This window comes from Lactobacillus sp. ESL0701 (assembly GCF_029433445.1).
GTDB lineage: Bacteria > Bacillota > Bacilli > Lactobacillales > Lactobacillaceae > Lactobacillus.
This window is the reverse complement of sequence record NZ_JAQTIC010000003.1, coordinates 122863-139973: the sequence shown is the minus strand read 5'-3', so window position 1 is coordinate 139973 and position 17111 is coordinate 122863. Positions and strand designations below refer to the sequence as shown.

Below are 17111 nucleotides of genomic sequence, written 5' to 3'. Positions count from 1 at the left end.
TTTTTTTTTTAATCAACAAGAATTACGACTTTCGTCTAGCAAAATAGCAAATAAATAATTAATAGTACGAAAAAAGCTAGGTTCCTTCGAACCTAGCTTTTAACTTTATTTTGCAACTGCTACAACCCGTTTTTCACGGATCACAGTAATTTTAATATTACCAGGATAATCAAGTTCTTTTTCAACTTGATTCCGAATATCACGTGCCAAAACGGTAATTCGATCATCTGAAATCTTCTCTGGCTCTACCATGACCCGAACTTCACGTCCAGCTTGAATAGCATAAGCCTGTTTGACTCCATCGTACCGTTTAGCAATCTGCTCAAGTTCAGTCAACCGTCTAATATAGTTTTCCAAACTTTCGCTTCTAGCACCCGGTCTTGCCGAAGAAAGCGTATCTGCTGCAACAACTAGTTCAGCAATAAACGACAACTTCGGTACATCCCCGTGGTGGGCTGCAATTGCGTTAACAACAACATCTGATTCATGATATTTCCGGGCTAATTCCACACCAATTTCAACGTGTGAACCTTCAATATCATGATCGATGGCTTTTCCAATATCGTGTAATAATCCCGCGCGTACCGCTAATTTTTCATTTAATCCCAATTCCGCTGCCATTGTGCCGGCAAGCTTAGCTACCTCAATTGAGTGACCCAGTACATTTTGTCCGTATGAAGTACGATACTTCAAGCGGCCAAGCGTCTTAACCAACTCCGGATTCATTCTGTGAATTCCAAGTTCCATTAATGCGCTTTCACCAGCCTCATAAATATCGTCATTGACTTCTTTACGCGCCTTATCAACCGTTTCCTCAATGCGAGCTGGGTGAATCCGACCGTCTTTAACCAGCCGTTCCATTGCTCGCTTGGCAATCTCACGTCTAATCGCGTCAAAGCCACTAAGAGTAACAACCTTTGGTGTATCATCAATAATTAAATCGATACCTGTTAGCGCTTCAAATGAACGAATATTCCGACCTTCACGTCCGATAATTCGTCCCTTCATCTCCTCATTAGGCAAATCAACCACAGATACAGTAGTTTCGGCAACTGTATCCGCTGAACTGCTTTGAATGGCATCAATGATTACTTGACGAGCATAATGGTCAGCCTTAGCAGCCACTTCCTCATTACTGGTCCTAATCATTGTTGCCCGCTCTTTGACCAGCTGATCAGCCAATTGGTCCAAAACCAACTTTTTAGCCTGCTGTTTATCTAGGTGAGCGACTTCATACAGCTTCTGTTGTCTTTGATCGACTAATTCAGCAGCAGCCTTAACTTTAACATCAAGTTCTTCCTGCCGCTTCTGCAATTGATCCTTTTTTTGGTTGAGTCCATCCTCTTGCTCTTTAAGTAAAGAATTCCGGTGATCAAGGGTATCTTCTCGTTGTCTCAGACGATTATTGTCACGCGCAATCGCATCACGCTTAACATTTAATTCATCTTCCACTTTTTGCCGATAATCCTGAATCTTTTCTTGAGCTTCAAGAATTTTCTCTTTTTTAGCATTTTCAGCACTCTGCTTTAAGGCTTCAGTAGCCTGCTTTTGGGCATTAACTTCGGTTCTTGCAGCAGCAACCTGTGCTTTTGCATCGGTTAAAATATGGTCGGCATCATTTTGCGCATTTTGGGCATTTTTCTCCCAAATATTTTTGCGAATGGCATAACCAATTCCTAAACCGCTTATAATTGAAATAATAGCAACCGCGACGGGAATCAAAATTATATTTGTCATGATTACTATCGCCTTTTTATTTTTTTAGATTATTCACACAATATTAATGATAAAGAACCGCGGCACACATGTCAATGAACAAGAAAAAAACCTTGCCTCAAATTCTGAGGTCAAGGTCAATTTCTTCAACTTTATTTGCTTTTGTTATCAGCTTCTTTTGATTTTGAAGCCTCTTCTTTTGCAGGTTCTTCTTTTGGCTTTGCAGCCTTAACTTTTTCTGGATCTTCACGATCAGCAATTGATTTTTCATCGATACCATAAGCTTCGCGAACTTGATGTTGAATGTCATCATAAATATCTTGATGTTCTTCAAGATATTTTTTGGCATTTTCTCGACCTTGACCAATCCGCTCATTATTGTATGAATACCACGAGCCTGCCTTAGCAATAATATCTTTATCAGCTGCCATATCAAGCAATTCTCCACTTTGAGAAATTCCCTGACCATACATCATATCAACTTCAGCAACTTTGAATGGTGGCGCAACCTTATTCTTAACCACTTTAATTTTTACTCGGTTACCAGTAATGTCGCCGCCGCTTTGCTTAATCTTTTCAGCCCGCCTAATTTCCAAGCGAATAGTTGAATAAAACTTCAGGGCACGACCACCAGGAGTAGTTTCAGGATTACCAAACATAATCCCAACTTTTTCCCGAATTTGATTAATAAAAATCGCAATGGTTTTGGTCTTATTAATATTACCGGAAAGCTTACGCAACGCCTGACTCATTAATCGAGCTTGCAGTCCCACGTGACTATCACCAATATCACCATCAATTTCAGCTTGTGGTACTAACGCAGCAACAGAATCGACAATTAAAATATCAATTGCCCCACTGGCGATTAAAGTATCAGCAATCTGTAAACCTTCTTCACCTGTATTTGGTTGTGACAAAATAAGCGCATCAACGTCAACACCCAAAGCTTGGGCATAAGCAGGATCCATTGCGTTTTCAGCATCAATATAAGCAGCAGTGCCGCCGCGTTTTTGCACTTCCGCAACAGCATGCAAAGCAACCGTCGTCTTACCAGAAGATTCAGGTCCATAAATTTCAATAATTCTTCCTCGTGGGTAACCGCCAACACCTAAAGCCGCATCAAGTGCCAGCGAACCAGACGGAACCGTCGAAATTTCAGTATCAGCCTTGTCACCCATCCGCATTACGGCACCTTTACCAAAATTCTTTTCAATTTTTTTCAATGCACTTTCCAGTGCTTTTTGTTTTTCGTCTTTGGCCAAGCGATTTGCCTCCTCTATTTAATACTCATTAATTATACTTTGATTTCTTGTTTATTTGCAAGGAAAACCGAACAAATGTTTATTATTTTATTCTGTATTATTAAATACGCCAAAATTATCTTTTTTTACGAAAAAATTGCTAACGTAATTCTTTAATATGTAATCACGTTAGCTATAAAACTTCTTTACTAATCCAAATTTTCCTTGTTACTAGTTCTATTGATTTAATGCTAACAAGTAAGAATTGATTAAGCAAAAATATTGTATTCTTAGATGATTTTAAAAATATACACAAAAAGACGCTAACCAAGTTAGCGTCTTTTAAATTTATTTACAATTACATTGAGCCCTTAAAAACGCCCCATGAACTGTGGAAGTAATCCCAACCAGAATAAATAGTAAAGATTAATGCCAAGTATAGCAAAATCGTTCCAATGTGGTAAAAATCACCAATTAGTAAGAAAATAACTGACAACATTTGGCAAGTTGTCTTAATCTTACCAGGCATTGCCGCAGCCATTACCTGACCCTTGTTTTCTGCCAAAATCAACCGTAAACCAGTAACTGCAAGTTCACGACAAACAATAATAACAACTACCCAAGCTGGTGCTAGTTTTAATTCAACCAGCATAATAAAGGCGGTCATTGTTAACATTTTGTCAGCTAACGGATCGGCAAACTTACCAAAGTTGGTTACCATATTGCGTGAACGGGCAATGTGACCATCAAACCAATCAGTTGCAGAAGCTATGGCAAACACGATTGCGGCGATTACTAACCGCCAATAGACTGTACTGCCAGCAACTTGGACACTTGCATCACCGCCAAACATGACGATTAATACAAAGACTGGAATTAAAAATATTCTAAAAACAGTTAATTTATTGGGTAAATTCATTCTCTACTACTTCTCCTATATTCGATTATTATCTGCCATTATTAGTGGTTGAAGAGTGAGTTGAACTATCAGACTGACCGCCATTATTAGTGGTATTAGTCTGATTATTGCTCTGACCATTATTTTGGGTAGTTTGATTATGCTCTGCACTATTGTTAGTAGTCGCATTATGTGTAGTCTGATTGTTTGAACTATTAGTAGATTGACTAGAATTAGAACTTGAACCAGTTGTACCGCTATTGGTATTTGTCCGGTTACTTTGAGTTGAATTTGATTGACTTGTAGTTTGACTGTGTTGCTTACCAATCAATAAGGTCAAACTCAAATTGCCATTTTGAGCATCATATGGTACCTTCTTACCACCGACAGTTACCTTAGTTCCTGAAGCATTGCTCAACGTAATACCAACATTTTGAGCATCAGTAGGAATGGCTATCGTCTGCTTTTGACCCGCTGCCAAAGTTTGTGATGCTTGTCTAACACCATTGACAGAAATCGTAACCGTAATACTTTGATCGCCAGCACGCACAACTAAATTGCGATTATTCTTCAAACCCGTAACTTGGAATTGGTTAGCGGCTAATTCCTTAATCTTGACTGGATTAACTGCAACTGGCTTCTTTTTCTTAGCCTTATTAGTATTTTCTGAAGAAATCGAAACCCCATTATCTGGATTAGCAGTTTGATTATGACTTGCTGAAAAATGGGCGTACACCACATAACAAACCAAAATTACAACAATTACTCCCAGACCGATAATAATCCGTGGTAAGTAATTCTTCCATATCTTCTTTTTATTGCTGGTTGTCTTACGAACTTCTTCGCTCTTATTATCAATCGAATCTTCAACGTATTCGTCTGGTTGAGCAGCAGGTACATCTTGATGGTATTCACTTAACAGCTTTTTACCATCCAAGCCAACAATCTGTGCATATTGTCTAATAAAGGCCCGTACATAAAAATCACCAGGGAGTTTATCAAAATCATTTTGTTCAATTGCCGTCAGATATCTACCTTGAATTTTGGTTGCTTTTTCAATATCTGCAATTGAAAGTCCCTTTGCCTCTCTGGCACTGCGTAATTTATCTCCGATATCTGCCATAGTTACCTCTTTAAAAATTCTCCACTAACAACTCGAGTATAACATATACTACTACTTTTTTTGTACTTATAAAAGCCAGCCACCGCTGACATAAATCGTCTGACCTGTTAAATAGCCAGAACGAAGACTGAGCAAAGTCTTGACCCAAAATGAAATATCACTGCCTTCAGCTAATCGACCAGCAGGAATTTCACCCTTAACTTCCTCCATTGTTTCCGGCGCAAACATTGCGTTCATTGGTGTATTAACCGCACCAGGAGCAATTACGTTAACTGTCAAATTTGCTGAGGCCACTTCACGCGCATAACTTTGAGCAAAGCGCGTCAAACCAGCCTTTGAGCTGCTATAAACAGACTCCATTGCACTACCTTGCCCGCCATAAACCGAACCCAAATAGACAATCCGGCTAAAATCATTTTTAATCAAAAGCGGCTCAAGCAAGCTCGTCAACTTAATTGGTACTGTTAGATTTACCCGCATAATTTGGTCAATCTTATGTAAGTCTTGCCCACTGACAAAATTATAATCAGTAATACCTTGCGCAAAAACAACTGCATTAACTGGCAATAATCCTGTTACAAAGGCTTGTAACTCACTATTATCAACCAAAAAACTAAGTTTAATTGGAATAAAATCTTGTTGAGGATATTGCCTAGTTAAGTTTTCACTTAACTCGCAAGCCGCTTGCCAATTTTGACTGCAATGAATATAAAGCGACCAGCCATCTTGTGCTAAATCCGCACAAATAGCTTGTCCAATTCCACCAGTAGCGCCAAACACAATTGCTCGCTGCATTATAACATTCCTTTTCTGCCCGATGATGAGCCATTAATTTGTACAGCATTACAAATTATATAACAATTACTTGTCCAATTCTACACTTTTACAATCACAATGTTCGACTTAATTTTAACATTATTCAACCGTAAAATTAGTTAAAATTGCCATATGCTAAACTTTCTTAAAAATTACTTCTCAGTTGTATCTTCTGGCGACAATAAAACCTGGCGCGGCTTTGAACCCTCAGAAGGTCCAACGACACCTTTAGCTTCCATTTCGTCTACAATTCTAGCAGCTCGATTATAACCAATCCTGAAGCGGCGTTGCAACATTGACACACTAGCCGTCTGCTGACGTCTAACCAGATCAACTGCCTGAGAATAAAATTCATCTTCCGGCTCATCGTCATTTGACACGTTGTCACTGCCCTTTTGCGGAATCATTTCTTCATCATATACTGGCTTCTGCTGGTCCTTAACCCACGAGATAACTCTTTCCACTTCACTAGAAGCAACATAAGCTCCTTGGATTCGTTCCGGCTTTGACGCGCCAACCGGCATATAGAGCATGTCGCCGCGACCCAATAATTTTTCTGCTCCTGTTTGATCCAAAATTGTGCGCGAATCAACACCACTAGATACGGCAAAAGAAATTCGCGAAGGCACATTAGCCTTAATCAAACCAGTAATTACATCGACACTTGGTCTTTGCGTTGCTAAGATCATGTGTATTCCGGCAGCACGTGCCATCTGTCCTAAGCGGACAATCGCACCTTCAACATCATGACCGCCAACCATCATTAAGTCGCTCAATTCGTCAACTACAACCAAAATATAAGGTAACGGCTTCATTGCCGGCTTAGTTTTATCTTGATTGTTTAGACGAACCTTTTCATTAAATTCAGCCATGTTGCGGGCACCACTAGCCGCAAACAATTTATAACGCCGTTCCATTTCCTTAACGGCCTTGCTTAACGCGTTAGCTGCTAATTTTGCGTCCGTCACAACTGGAATTAACAAATGCGGCACTCCATTATAAACCGATAATTCAACCATCTTCGGATCAATTAAAATCAATTTAACTTGGTCGGGCATGGCTTTCATTAAAATACTGGTTAGGATCGTGTTAATTGCCACGGACTTCCCAGAACCAGTCGAACCAGCAATTAACAAGTGCGGCATCTTAGCTAAATTAGCCGAAATTGTTTGTCCTGTGACATCCTTACCAAGAGGCACAACCATTGGTTCCTTTTGCGCCTCGGCATCCTGATTTTGCATTACATCCTTAAACGCAACAACAGAAGTTGTTCGGTTAGGCACTTCAATCCCAATAAATGGTTTACCGGGAATTGGCGCTTCAATTCTAATATCTTTAGCAGCCAGCGCTAAGGCCAAATCATCAGCCAAATTAACAATGCGGCTGACTTTGACCCCAACTGCGGGCTGAACCTCGTAACGAGTGATTGTTGGCCCCAAAATTGCTTTCTTAATGATGACATTAACACCAAAGCTCTTAAAAGTTGTCTGCAAGGTTTGGGTATTCTGCCGAATTAACGTTTTATCCGAACTCTGATCTGTATTCTTAACTGTATCAAGCAGCGAAAGCGGCGGCTTACGGTATTTAGGATTAGGTTTTTGCTTTTGCTTAGTTTCTAGTTCGCCGTGATCGACATCTGCCAATTCCTGCAGCATCTTTTTGTCTTGATCGGCAAAAGAATGTGACTTTGGCAAAGCCGCTTCTTCTTTTTGGTCAACTTCAGGTTCTACTGGTTGATCAAAAGTTGCTGCTGGTTCACTTGGTTCCGATTTTTCTGGCGCTTCTTGACTAGCAATTTCAATTTGCGGCTCATCCTGTTGCTCGTCTTCAACTGGTACTTGCAACTCTGCTTCTGTTTCAGGATTATCTTCTTGTAAAGTAGGTGCTTCTTTAGAGGCATCTTTTTTAACAGCAAAATCATTAACATTAGGAAAAATCGGTGACGTCGAATTTAACGGATCATTCAGATCATGTGCCTGCTGCTCCGCTATTTTCTGTAATTGCTTCTCGCGCAAGTCCGCATATTTATCCTTGATTTTGGTTCCTGCTTCTTGGTTCTTAACAATAAACAGCTGACTAAAAGACTGAAATTTTTTAATAATTGTTCTAAATTTAACGTCAAAAAACATTAACAGACCAATCGGAATCAATAAAATTGCGATGACACGCAAGCCAATATGACCCAGGAGTTGATAAAATAATTGATAGCAGATGGCACCAATAATTCCGCCGCCAACTGGCAGTGTTACTGCCGCGCGAGCAAATTCTGCAGACATCTCGTGCCAAAATGCATTCATAAAAGCATTATTAACCAGCTCATGCTCAAAATAAATACTACTCTGAATTACCAATACTCCCAAAATTGCCAAAAACAAGCCGCAACTGCGCTTGAACTTAAAGTGCATCGGCTTGTTATAAATTAGCATCACCAGACCAAACAGACCAAACAGACCCGCTGCCAGTAAATAAGAATCGCCAAAAAACAAACGAAAACAGTTGGCAATTTGTCTACCCAAAATACCAAACTTCACAAATGCCCAAACAGCAATAATAAGTTGAATCAGACCAATAACTGCCCAAGTTATCCCAGTATTTTGCGTCTTCTTACGTTTTTTAGTTGTTTTTCTCTTTTTCTTAGGCATAATTGCACCTAATCAAGAGCTAAAAATTAGCTTGGAAGTTCAAATTAACCGGTTGATCTAAGGTAATTTGCGTAACTTCATAAGTTAAGGTTTCAATATATTCAACTAGTGGTCGACTAAGTAATTTATAGTCAGTCTTATCAAGATCGCTGCCATCACCAAAATAATTTTTAATTTGCACAATTTGGCTAATCATCCCACTAACAGAAAATTCTCCGGGAGCTGGCGCAACATCAAAAATTACCGTCACGTCAAAGTAACTACCATCTTGACCAGCATCAGTTGTACCGTCATCGTTTTGTTTTTCAACTTTTTTCAAGCCAAAATTAACTTGATCCTTTGTTTCTGGTTCTTCATTAATGTCATAGTGAAAATTTTTAACCATCACTGGTGTTTCTTTAACAAAATCCATTATTCTTCTCCTAAATTTCTCTCATAACGTTCAGGCCGATTATAATCATCCTTTAACTTGTCATTTTCATAATGGTGCGCTGTTTCCATATTTGGAAAGCCTTGTTGGCGTAACGCCTCAAGCAAAACCATTGCCACGGAATTAGACAGATTATAACAGCGAATATTATCTGACATGGGAATACGCAAGTTGCGATCATAATATTCCCGCATAAAAGTTTCCGGCAAACCCGTTGTTTCTTTTCCGAAAACGAAATAATAGTCTTTATCTTCATCAGTATAATCAACTTCGGCGTAATTTTTCGCTGAAAACTTAGAAATTAAGTACATTTCATCTTGCGGACCCAAGGTTTTCAAAAAAGCCTCAAGATCATCATGCCTGCGAACATCTACTTTATCCCAATAATCAAGTCCCGCACGCTTCATCTTCTTATCATCAATTTGAAAGCCCAATGGTTCAATCAAATCTAGCACTGTATTTGTTCCCGCACAAGTCCGGGCAATATTACCAGTATTAGCCGGCATTAGTGGTTCATACAATACAACATGGTTTGTCATTATTTTCTCCTTAATAAAAAAGTGCGGCCTACAACCACACTTTTCCTATTCTTTTGTTATTTTTTCTTTCTTAGCTGCAGCTTCTGTGGTTAAAGCAACATTCTTATCCTCCGCAAAGACCTGCGAAACCTTACGATAATAATTGTACACGCGCATGATAATAATTTTCAAGATTGCATAGATTGGAATCCCAAAAATTACGCCCCAAAGTCCCCAAACGGAACTGGCACCGATTAAAAGTAAAATCGTGGTAACTGGGTGCATTGCCATCTTATTGCCTAATACAAGCGGACTAATTACCCGCGACTCAATTGTCTGCTCAATAGCAAACACAATAAGTACCTTAACTACCATTGGCACCGAAATCATGACTGCAATAACCAAGGCAGGTATAAAGGAAATAAAAGTTCCAAAATATGGAATCAAGTTTAACACGCCACTTAAAACTGCCAAGGCAATTGCATACGGCTGCCCAATAATAGTGTAGCCAATTGCAAACATAATGCCCACCCAAAAAGCAACGGTAATCTGACCACGAATATATGAGGCTAAGGCAGCATTGATTTCATATAACAATTTACTAAAACTTTGTTGCCAATGTTTAGGCGCGAATTCCGTAATATAAGGTCGTAATTTATGACCATCTTTAAGCATGAAGAACAAGATAAACGGTGCGGTAACGACTGTCATAAAAACAATCGTAATAATACTAATTGCTGATGAAATATTGTCTAGTGCCGCGTTAATTGCCGTTTGGCTCGACTTGAATAACATATTTTGCGCGCGACTAATCGCATCATTAATATTATTTTTAACACTATGAAACTGCGGATCACTTAACTTATCCTGCACAACAACAGTCGCTTCATGCCAAATACGCGGCCAATGTTTAATTAGCGAATTAATCTGAGTTTGAACAATCGGCAACAAAATATTGATAATCCAAATAAGTAATAAGGCCACTAAAATAAATAGACCAGCGATTGTAACAACTCGCGGCACTTTGAATTTCCGCTCAAGCAGATCTACCAGTGGATTCATAATATAAAATTGAATTACTGCTAGTAAAAGTGGCGGCAAAATAGCACTAAAAAATAGCCGTGCTGGATTTAAAACAAAAGAAATCTTATTGAACAACCAGATTACAAGGAAGAACAATAAGATATTAAGCAGTACAATACTAAAGCGATTATTTAAAAACCATTTTTCAAAAATACTGCGCTTCAAGTGTTTTCGTTGATTTTCCATTAAACCATCCTAATTATCTATGCTCATAAACAATATCATCATCTACCCTAAATCTCGGCAACGTTTGTTTAGTTCCTAATTCAAGGTAAATACCATTAGCTAGTGGGTTGTGGGGCTTTATCTGGTCTAAAAATAAAGTTGCATGTCCCAAAACCCGCATATTACTTTCAACCATACTCCCGACAAAAGCGGCAACATAAGTTTGACCATCAATCGTGATTGTATCACCTTTTTTAAAAACAAACGTACTAGGAGGTGTCTGCGAACTAAATTTTTGTATGACCGCCACATCTACTAGGTCTTTAGTAACATTTTCACCAAACAAAATAACCATCTTATCTTCAGGTTCAATTGCTTGCTGACCAATTTGCGTTATTGTAGATATCCATTTCATTTTTTGCTGCTCCTTAATGACTAATTTTAGCATAATAAAAACCGCTTACCCAATATATAAGCGGCTTTTTATTTTTACTCTTTAACTTTTTTGTGGAAAAAGAGCCATTTACGTAATTCATCAATCAATACTAGCGGAATTGGCAGACAGAAGAGGAATAACCAATCTGTCGGTAATAATCTCGTTGTGTTGAATAATTGTTGTAGACCAGGAGTTACCGTTAAAACAAAGAACAGTAAGATTTCAAAAATAATCCCGTACCAAATGTTATGGTTACTGAATAATCCTTTCTTGAAAATCGAAACTCTGTTGGTCCGGCAGTTCAAAACATTGGCAATTTGAGTAAAGACAATTGCGCCTAAGACCATCGTCGTTGCCCGCATGTAAACAGAACCACTGGCAGCTAAAGCAGCTTGCGGCCAACCGTTTTGAGCATTAACAAAGAAGTAGGCACCAATTGAAATAATACTTGAAATCAAGCCATACCATAGGAACGCATGAAGGATAACACTACGGTTAAGAAGATGCTCACTACGCTTTCTTGGCGCCTGCTTCATGACATCTGGGTCAACAGCTTCACCACCAAGCCCTAATGCTGGGAGCATATCCGTTCCCAAGTCAACCGTTAAAATCTGCATAACTGTCATTGGTAGTGGAATTAAACCACCAGAGAACAAGAACAAAATTGATGGAAAGGCTTCAGGAACATTGGAAGTCAAAATATACGTTAAGAACTTCCGAATATTGCTATAAACGGCCCGTCCTTCTTCAATTGCGGCAACAATTGAAGCAAAGTTGTCATCGGTCAAAATAATGTTGGCAGCGTCTTTAGCAACGTCCGTACCGGTCATTCCCATTGCAATACCAATATCAGCTTGCTTCAAGGCTGGTGCATCATTAACCCCATCACCAGTGGAAGCGACAATTTCACCATTTTCTTGCAAAGTCTTAACAACTTTGTACTTTTGTTCTGGAGCAACCCGAGCAAAAATAACTTCGCCCTTCAAGGCCTCACGTAAATCGTTATCGTTCATTTCTTCAAGCTCTGTTCCAGAGATAACGCGCGCCTTGTCAGAAGTCAAGCCAATCTGAACTGCGACTGACTTGGCAGTCAATTTAGAGTCACCAGTAACCATGATAATCTTAATCTTAGCTTCATGACACCGTTTAACAGCGTTGTAAATTTCTGGTCGTGGCGGGTCACTCATTGTTGTTAGCCCAACAAAGACCAAGTGTGTTTCAGCGTTAGCGATTGTTAACTTAGAAACATCGGTATCATCGCGGTCAACAATCCGGTAAGCCATCGCCATACTTCGTAAGCCTTGAGCAGCATACTGCGCATTAACCTTATTAGCCCGATCAATATCATCTTGTGTCATTGACCGAACTTGACCATCAACTTGTACTTGGTCACACTGCTTAATCACGTCACTAAAGGAACCTTTAGTGAAAATTATATATTGCTGATCGTTCCAGCGATGAATTGTTGACATCCGTTTTCTATCAGAATCAAACGGCAATTCCCGCATTCTTGGGTATTTCACCAGCACTTTTTGCCGGTCAAAGCCCGCTTTTTGCGCCATAATGATTAATGAAGCTTCAGTTGGCGTACCTAAAATCTTCGGCTTGCCGCCCTTAACCTTGCTTGGCTGTACCGCGGTATCATTATCAAGAGAAGCAATCTGAATTAATTTATGTAGGTCTGGGTTTTCTTCATACCATAATTGCTTACCGTTTAATTCAACTTGACCATTATTAACATATCCATTACCTGTAACTTTGTATTCATTTTTCAAAGTCCAAATGTAGTGAATTGTCATTTGGTTTTGCGTTAATGTTCCCGTCTTATCCGAACAAATAACCGTCGTTTCACCTAAGGTTTCCACGGAATTTAATTCCTTAACCAAGGCGTGCTTTTTCGCCATCCGGCGAACACCTTGCGCCAAACTCAAGGTAACTGTTGGTAATAATCCTTCCGGAATAAAGGCAACAATCATTCCCAGCGCAAAGATAAAGGCTTTGGCGAACGGATACTTAACAAAGAAAATGGCCGCAATTAGGAACAAGACCCCAATCGAAACCGCAATAACTGATAATTGTTTGGTCAAACGATTAAGTTCCCGCGTTAATGGACTATCGACCTCGTCCTGCTTTTGCGTTAATTTCGCAATTCGACCAAACTCGGTATTCATTCCCGTCGCAAAGGCAATTGCCCGGGCTGTTCCGGCACCAACTGTTGTCCCAGAATAAACCAAGTTAGTTTCGGCGTAACTGCCTTCACCAGGATCATACTTTGTTGTCTTCGATTCTGGTACTGACTCACCATTTAAGGCACTTTGATCAACTTGCATTGAACTTGCCGAGATCAGCCGAGCATCAGCAGGAATCGCATTCCCAGCCTGCAAGACAAATACATCCCCTGGGACTAACTCTTTAGAATCAATCTGCACCTTTTTGCCATCACGAATGACCTGCACATAGGTCGGCAACATATTATTTAACGCATCTGTTGCTCGTTTAGCCGCACGTTCTTGCCAATAACTAAACAAACCATTGATAATGTTCACCATCCAGATTGCAATTCCCAGCTCAAGTGTGCCACTGAACATTGCAATTGCACCTGAAATCCACAACAAAATTGCCATCATACTAATAAAGTTTTTGAAAAAAACTTTCCACTGTGATTCTTCTTGGGATTTTTTAATCTCATTGGGACCATATTTTTGCAATCTTTTGGCAGCTTCTTGTGAACTTAGACCATCAGATGAAGAATTTAAATTAGTAAAAACTTCCGCAACATCATTTTTTGCATAAAGTTCACGAATTTTATTTTCGTCCATTAACGGTACCTTCTTAACTAAAATTTTCTGCTTTTAATAAAGCTAACTACACAAATTTAAATATAACACTTCGTGCTATACTTATTAAGAGTAATTATATTACAAAATTTAACTGGAGGTTCAAAAATGAAGCTATTAATTGGCGGCTACACTAAAAATACAGCCACCGGAATTTACGAATTACCGCTTGAAATCAAGGATTCAACAGCTAAAATAGGTCAGGCAAAGGAAATTATCAAAGTTGGTGGACCAACTTATTTTGTCCAAGATCATGACCTAATTTTTACAATTAATAACGCGGGTGATAAAGGCGGAATTAGTGCCTATAAATTAATTAATGGTTCATACCAAGAAACTGATTCTTATTTAACAGTCGGTTCATCTCCTGCCTATATTGGCATCAATCAAGAGCAAAGACGGCTCTATACAGCCAATTACCATACAGCTCAATTGGCAGTCTTTTCTTATACTGCAGACGGCAAATTGACGCTGCTGGATTCAGTAACCCATACGGCTGACACTCTAGGACCACAACCTGAACAAGTCGACGGTCCACACCCCCACTTTTTTGATGAAACACCTAATGGCAATTTAGTTAGTTGTGATTTAGGTAATGATCGTGTTGACTTTTATAGTTTCAAAAATCAAAAATTAGCACACTTAGCAAGTTACCAGAACGAACCGGGATTTGGCAGTCGTCATATTGTTTTCAGTCCTGATGGCAAGTACTTTTACGTTGCCGGCGAATTGTCCAGCAAAATCAACGTCGTTAAATTTGACGAAGATAACTGGACTTTTGAAAATATTGCAACTTATTCGACCATTCCTGAAGACTACACTGAACATAACGGCGCAGCAGCCATTCGGATGAGCGATGATGGCAAATATCTTTATGTTTCTAACCGTGGTCACAATTCAATTACTGTCTTTGGTATTAAGCCCGACCATACTTTGCAGCTGGCTCAACGAATTTCCACGTTCGGTGAGTTCCCACGTGACTTTAATTGGGACGAAAAAGAACAATACGTGGTGGTCGCTAACCAAAATACAGATAACGCCACGCTTTACACTCGGGACGCGGAGAATGGTTGTCTAACCCCAATTCAAAAAGGTATTACCGTACCAGAAGGTACTTGTGTCTTATTTGAATAATTAGTTTTAATAAACAACGAGGAGTTCATTCATTAAGAATGGACTCCTTTTAATTTTCATGTTTATTGTCAATCTTGACTAAATTTATCAAAACAATACCACCACTAGAACCATTTTTGATAATTAGTTGTCCCTTATTTTTACTAACAACATCATTAGCAAACCATAGCCCTAGACCACTATGCCCATTAATTTTGCGTGCTTGGTCTTCTTTCCAAAAACGCTTAGTTGCATTCAATAAGGCACTTTTAGAAAAGCCTGGGCCTTGATCATAAATACCAATTTGCACCTGTCCTGTTCGATTTTTAAAAGATAACTTAATTTCTTCGCCTGTAGACGTAAAGGTAACTGCATTTTCAATGACATTAATTATTGCTCTAATAATATGACTTTTTTGTAAATAAGCATAACCCGACATAATGCCACTTTGTATTAACTTGATTTTTTTAGGATAAACTAGTTCTTGAGCACGCTGAATAATTATACTTTGCAAAATATTCAAATCAATATTTTCTGCCTGTTCAACGTCGCCATTAGTTGCTGCTCTGAGTGAATCTAAATATTCATCAGCCTGAATAGTATTACGCATAATACTTTGTAAATTTTCTCGCTGCTGCTGAGTCAAATTGTTATCTTCGAGTAACAACTCACTATTACCATGAATAATAGTGAGCGGAGTTTTTAAGTCATGACTAAGAGCAGAGACTTCTTGCTGCTGACTTTGTTCCTGTGCCCATTTGCTTATCAATGATTCTTTTAAAGCTGACTGCATTTTTGCCATTGCATTCAAAGCATGTTCAAATTCTTTAATATTAGATTGTGGTATTTTAAAATCCAAATTTCGTTTAGCTATCTTTTCACCAACTTGATGAAACAGATTAACCGACTTAACTATCTTATTTCTTAATAAAACAGTTGTCACAACCAAGCAAAACAAAATTAAGAATAATAATATTCCTAAAGAAAAATATTCATATGGCGGTAAATTCTTTTGCAAAACTGAGTTAACATACCGAATTAGATAGTAATAATGGAGCACTACAACCGATTTATTCGGATAACGTACAAGTTGGTAACCATAAGCAGTTTGGTCAGGATAATGTAAATACTGCCGCATTTTTTGCTGGTCAGTTTGCGTTGTATTAGTCTTCAAAATGTGATGTTGCTGATTGAATAAAGCATAACTTACATTATCAGGTACTTCGTCAGCATTAAACACTCGCTCATGGCTTTGCCTTTTAACAAACTGTTGAACTTTCTGCTCATCATAGTTGGCTGGGTAGATAACACCATTAGTCGCTAAATACTGGTCACTGAAAAACCAGATACAAGTTAAGAAAATAATCATTATTCCATTAACTAATAAAAATTCAATTAATAAGTAGGAAATACTCCTTCTTCTTGCCATTTATAGCCCACTCCCCAGACAGTTATAATCGGTGTTAACGAAAACATTTTTAATTTAGCACGAATATTTTTAATATGTTCAGCAATTGCAGCATTGTCATGAGCAGTATTAAAGCCAAAAACTGTTTCATACAATTGTTCTTTGGTATAAACCTGACCTGGATGCTCTGCTAACTGAGCTGCCAACTGAAATTCACCTTTGGTAAAAGGAACGGATTCACCACGAACATAGGCTTTTCTTTCTGATAAATTAAAGAGTACACCTGAGCGTTCATACGCATGCAGTGGCTGACGCTGTTCACGACGCAAATGCGCATTAACTCGTGCACGTAATTCAGCCAAGCTAAACGGCTTTTTAATATAATCATCACCGCCTAGTCCTAATCCACGCACCAACGCAGCATCATCAGTCTTAGCCGTTAAAAAAATAATTGGACCATCATATACTGGCCTAATTCGCTGACAAAAATCAAAACCATCTTCATCGGGCATCATGACATCAACTAATAACAACTGATAAAAGCGACAACTTTCAGCAGTTAATTCTTTAGTTGAGCACCTAGTATCAACAGTATAACCTTCACGAGTTAATGCTCTTTTAACCAATACTAGCAAATCTTGATCGTCATCAACGACAAGAATTTTAGACATAATCTTCTCCTCTT

At 38.8% G+C, this 17111-nt stretch carries 14 protein-coding genes; 1 reads left to right on the top strand and 13 read right to left on the bottom strand.

The features are described 5' to 3' along the window. Positions 1-105: 105 nt before the first annotated feature. The 11 genes from rny to PT281_RS03570 form a co-directional block, all read right to left on the bottom strand. Positions 106-1737 (bottom strand): ribonuclease Y, encoded by a 1632-nt coding sequence (gene rny / locus PT281_RS03620; protein ID WP_277152127.1) that lies wholly within the window; start codon positions 1735-1737, stop codon positions 106-108. A gap of 131 nt (positions 1738-1868) precedes the next feature. Next, positions 1869-2978 (bottom strand): recombinase RecA, encoded by a 1110-nt coding sequence (gene recA, locus PT281_RS03615; RefSeq protein WP_277152125.1) that lies wholly within the window; start codon positions 2976-2978, stop codon positions 1869-1871. A gap of 337 nt (positions 2979-3315) precedes the next feature. Further along, entirely contained in the window at positions 3316-3876 is a 561-nt protein-coding gene (gene pgsA / locus PT281_RS03610; RefSeq protein WP_277152123.1) for a CDP-diacylglycerol--glycerol-3-phosphate 3-phosphatidyltransferase, read from the bottom strand. A 28-nt stretch (positions 3877-3904) separates the two neighbouring features. Next, positions 3905-4978: a RodZ domain-containing protein gene (locus tag PT281_RS03605; protein WP_277152121.1), complete on the bottom strand. Its 1074-nt coding sequence runs from the start codon at positions 4976-4978 to the stop codon at positions 3905-3907. Between the two features lie 66 nt (positions 4979-5044). After that, positions 5045-5773 (bottom strand): SDR family NAD(P)-dependent oxidoreductase, encoded by a 729-nt coding sequence (locus tag PT281_RS03600; RefSeq protein WP_277152119.1) that lies wholly within the window; start codon positions 5771-5773, stop codon positions 5045-5047. A 173-nt stretch (positions 5774-5946) separates the two neighbouring features. Further along, positions 5947-8436: a DNA translocase FtsK gene (locus PT281_RS03595; protein ID WP_277152088.1), complete on the bottom strand. Its 2490-nt coding sequence runs from the start codon at positions 8434-8436 to the stop codon at positions 5947-5949. A gap of 19 nt (positions 8437-8455) precedes the next feature. Next, positions 8456-8848, bottom strand: coding sequence for a DUF1149 family protein (locus tag PT281_RS03590; RefSeq protein WP_277152086.1), 393 nt, complete (start codon positions 8846-8848; stop codon positions 8456-8458). Next, positions 8848-9405, bottom strand: coding sequence for a tRNA (uridine(34)/cytosine(34)/5-carboxymethylaminomethyluridine(34)-2'-O)-methyltransferase TrmL (trmL, locus tag PT281_RS03585; protein WP_277141328.1), 558 nt, complete (start codon positions 9403-9405; stop codon positions 8848-8850). Before trmL ends, PT281_RS03590 begins: the two co-directional genes overlap by 1 nt. A gap of 45 nt (positions 9406-9450) precedes the next feature. Further along, positions 9451-10653 carry an AI-2E family transporter gene (locus PT281_RS03580; protein ID WP_277152084.1) on the bottom strand — a complete coding sequence of 401 codons (1203 nt, stop codon included), beginning with the start codon at positions 10651-10653 and terminating at the stop codon, positions 9451-9453. A 13-nt stretch (positions 10654-10666) separates the two neighbouring features. After that, the gene (locus PT281_RS03575) at positions 10667-11047 is read right to left on the bottom strand and encodes a PTS glucitol/sorbitol transporter subunit IIA (RefSeq protein WP_277152082.1); all 381 of its coding nucleotides are present in this window, start codon (positions 11045-11047) and stop codon (positions 10667-10669) included. A 74-nt stretch (positions 11048-11121) separates the two neighbouring features. Beyond that, positions 11122-13887: a cation-transporting P-type ATPase gene (locus PT281_RS03570; RefSeq protein ID WP_277152080.1), complete on the bottom strand. Its 2766-nt coding sequence runs from the start codon at positions 13885-13887 to the stop codon at positions 11122-11124. A 126-nt stretch (positions 13888-14013) separates the two neighbouring features. Here PT281_RS03570 and PT281_RS03565 point away from each other — a divergent pair, with 126 nt between their 5' ends. Next, positions 14014-15039, top strand: coding sequence for a lactonase family protein (locus PT281_RS03565; protein ID WP_277152078.1), 1026 nt, complete (start codon positions 14014-14016; stop codon positions 15037-15039). 49 nt (positions 15040-15088) lie between these two features. On the opposite strand, the gene PT281_RS03560 is transcribed toward PT281_RS03565, so the two are convergent. Continuing rightward, a complete protein-coding gene (locus PT281_RS03560) occupies positions 15089-16447 on the bottom strand; it encodes a HAMP domain-containing sensor histidine kinase (protein ID WP_277152076.1) in 1359 nt (452 codons plus the stop codon). Continuing rightward, a complete protein-coding gene (locus PT281_RS03555) occupies positions 16414-17097 on the bottom strand; it encodes a response regulator transcription factor (protein WP_277152074.1) in 684 nt (227 codons plus the stop codon). Before PT281_RS03555 ends, PT281_RS03560 begins: the two co-directional genes overlap by 34 nt. Positions 17098-17111 lie beyond the last annotated feature (14 nt).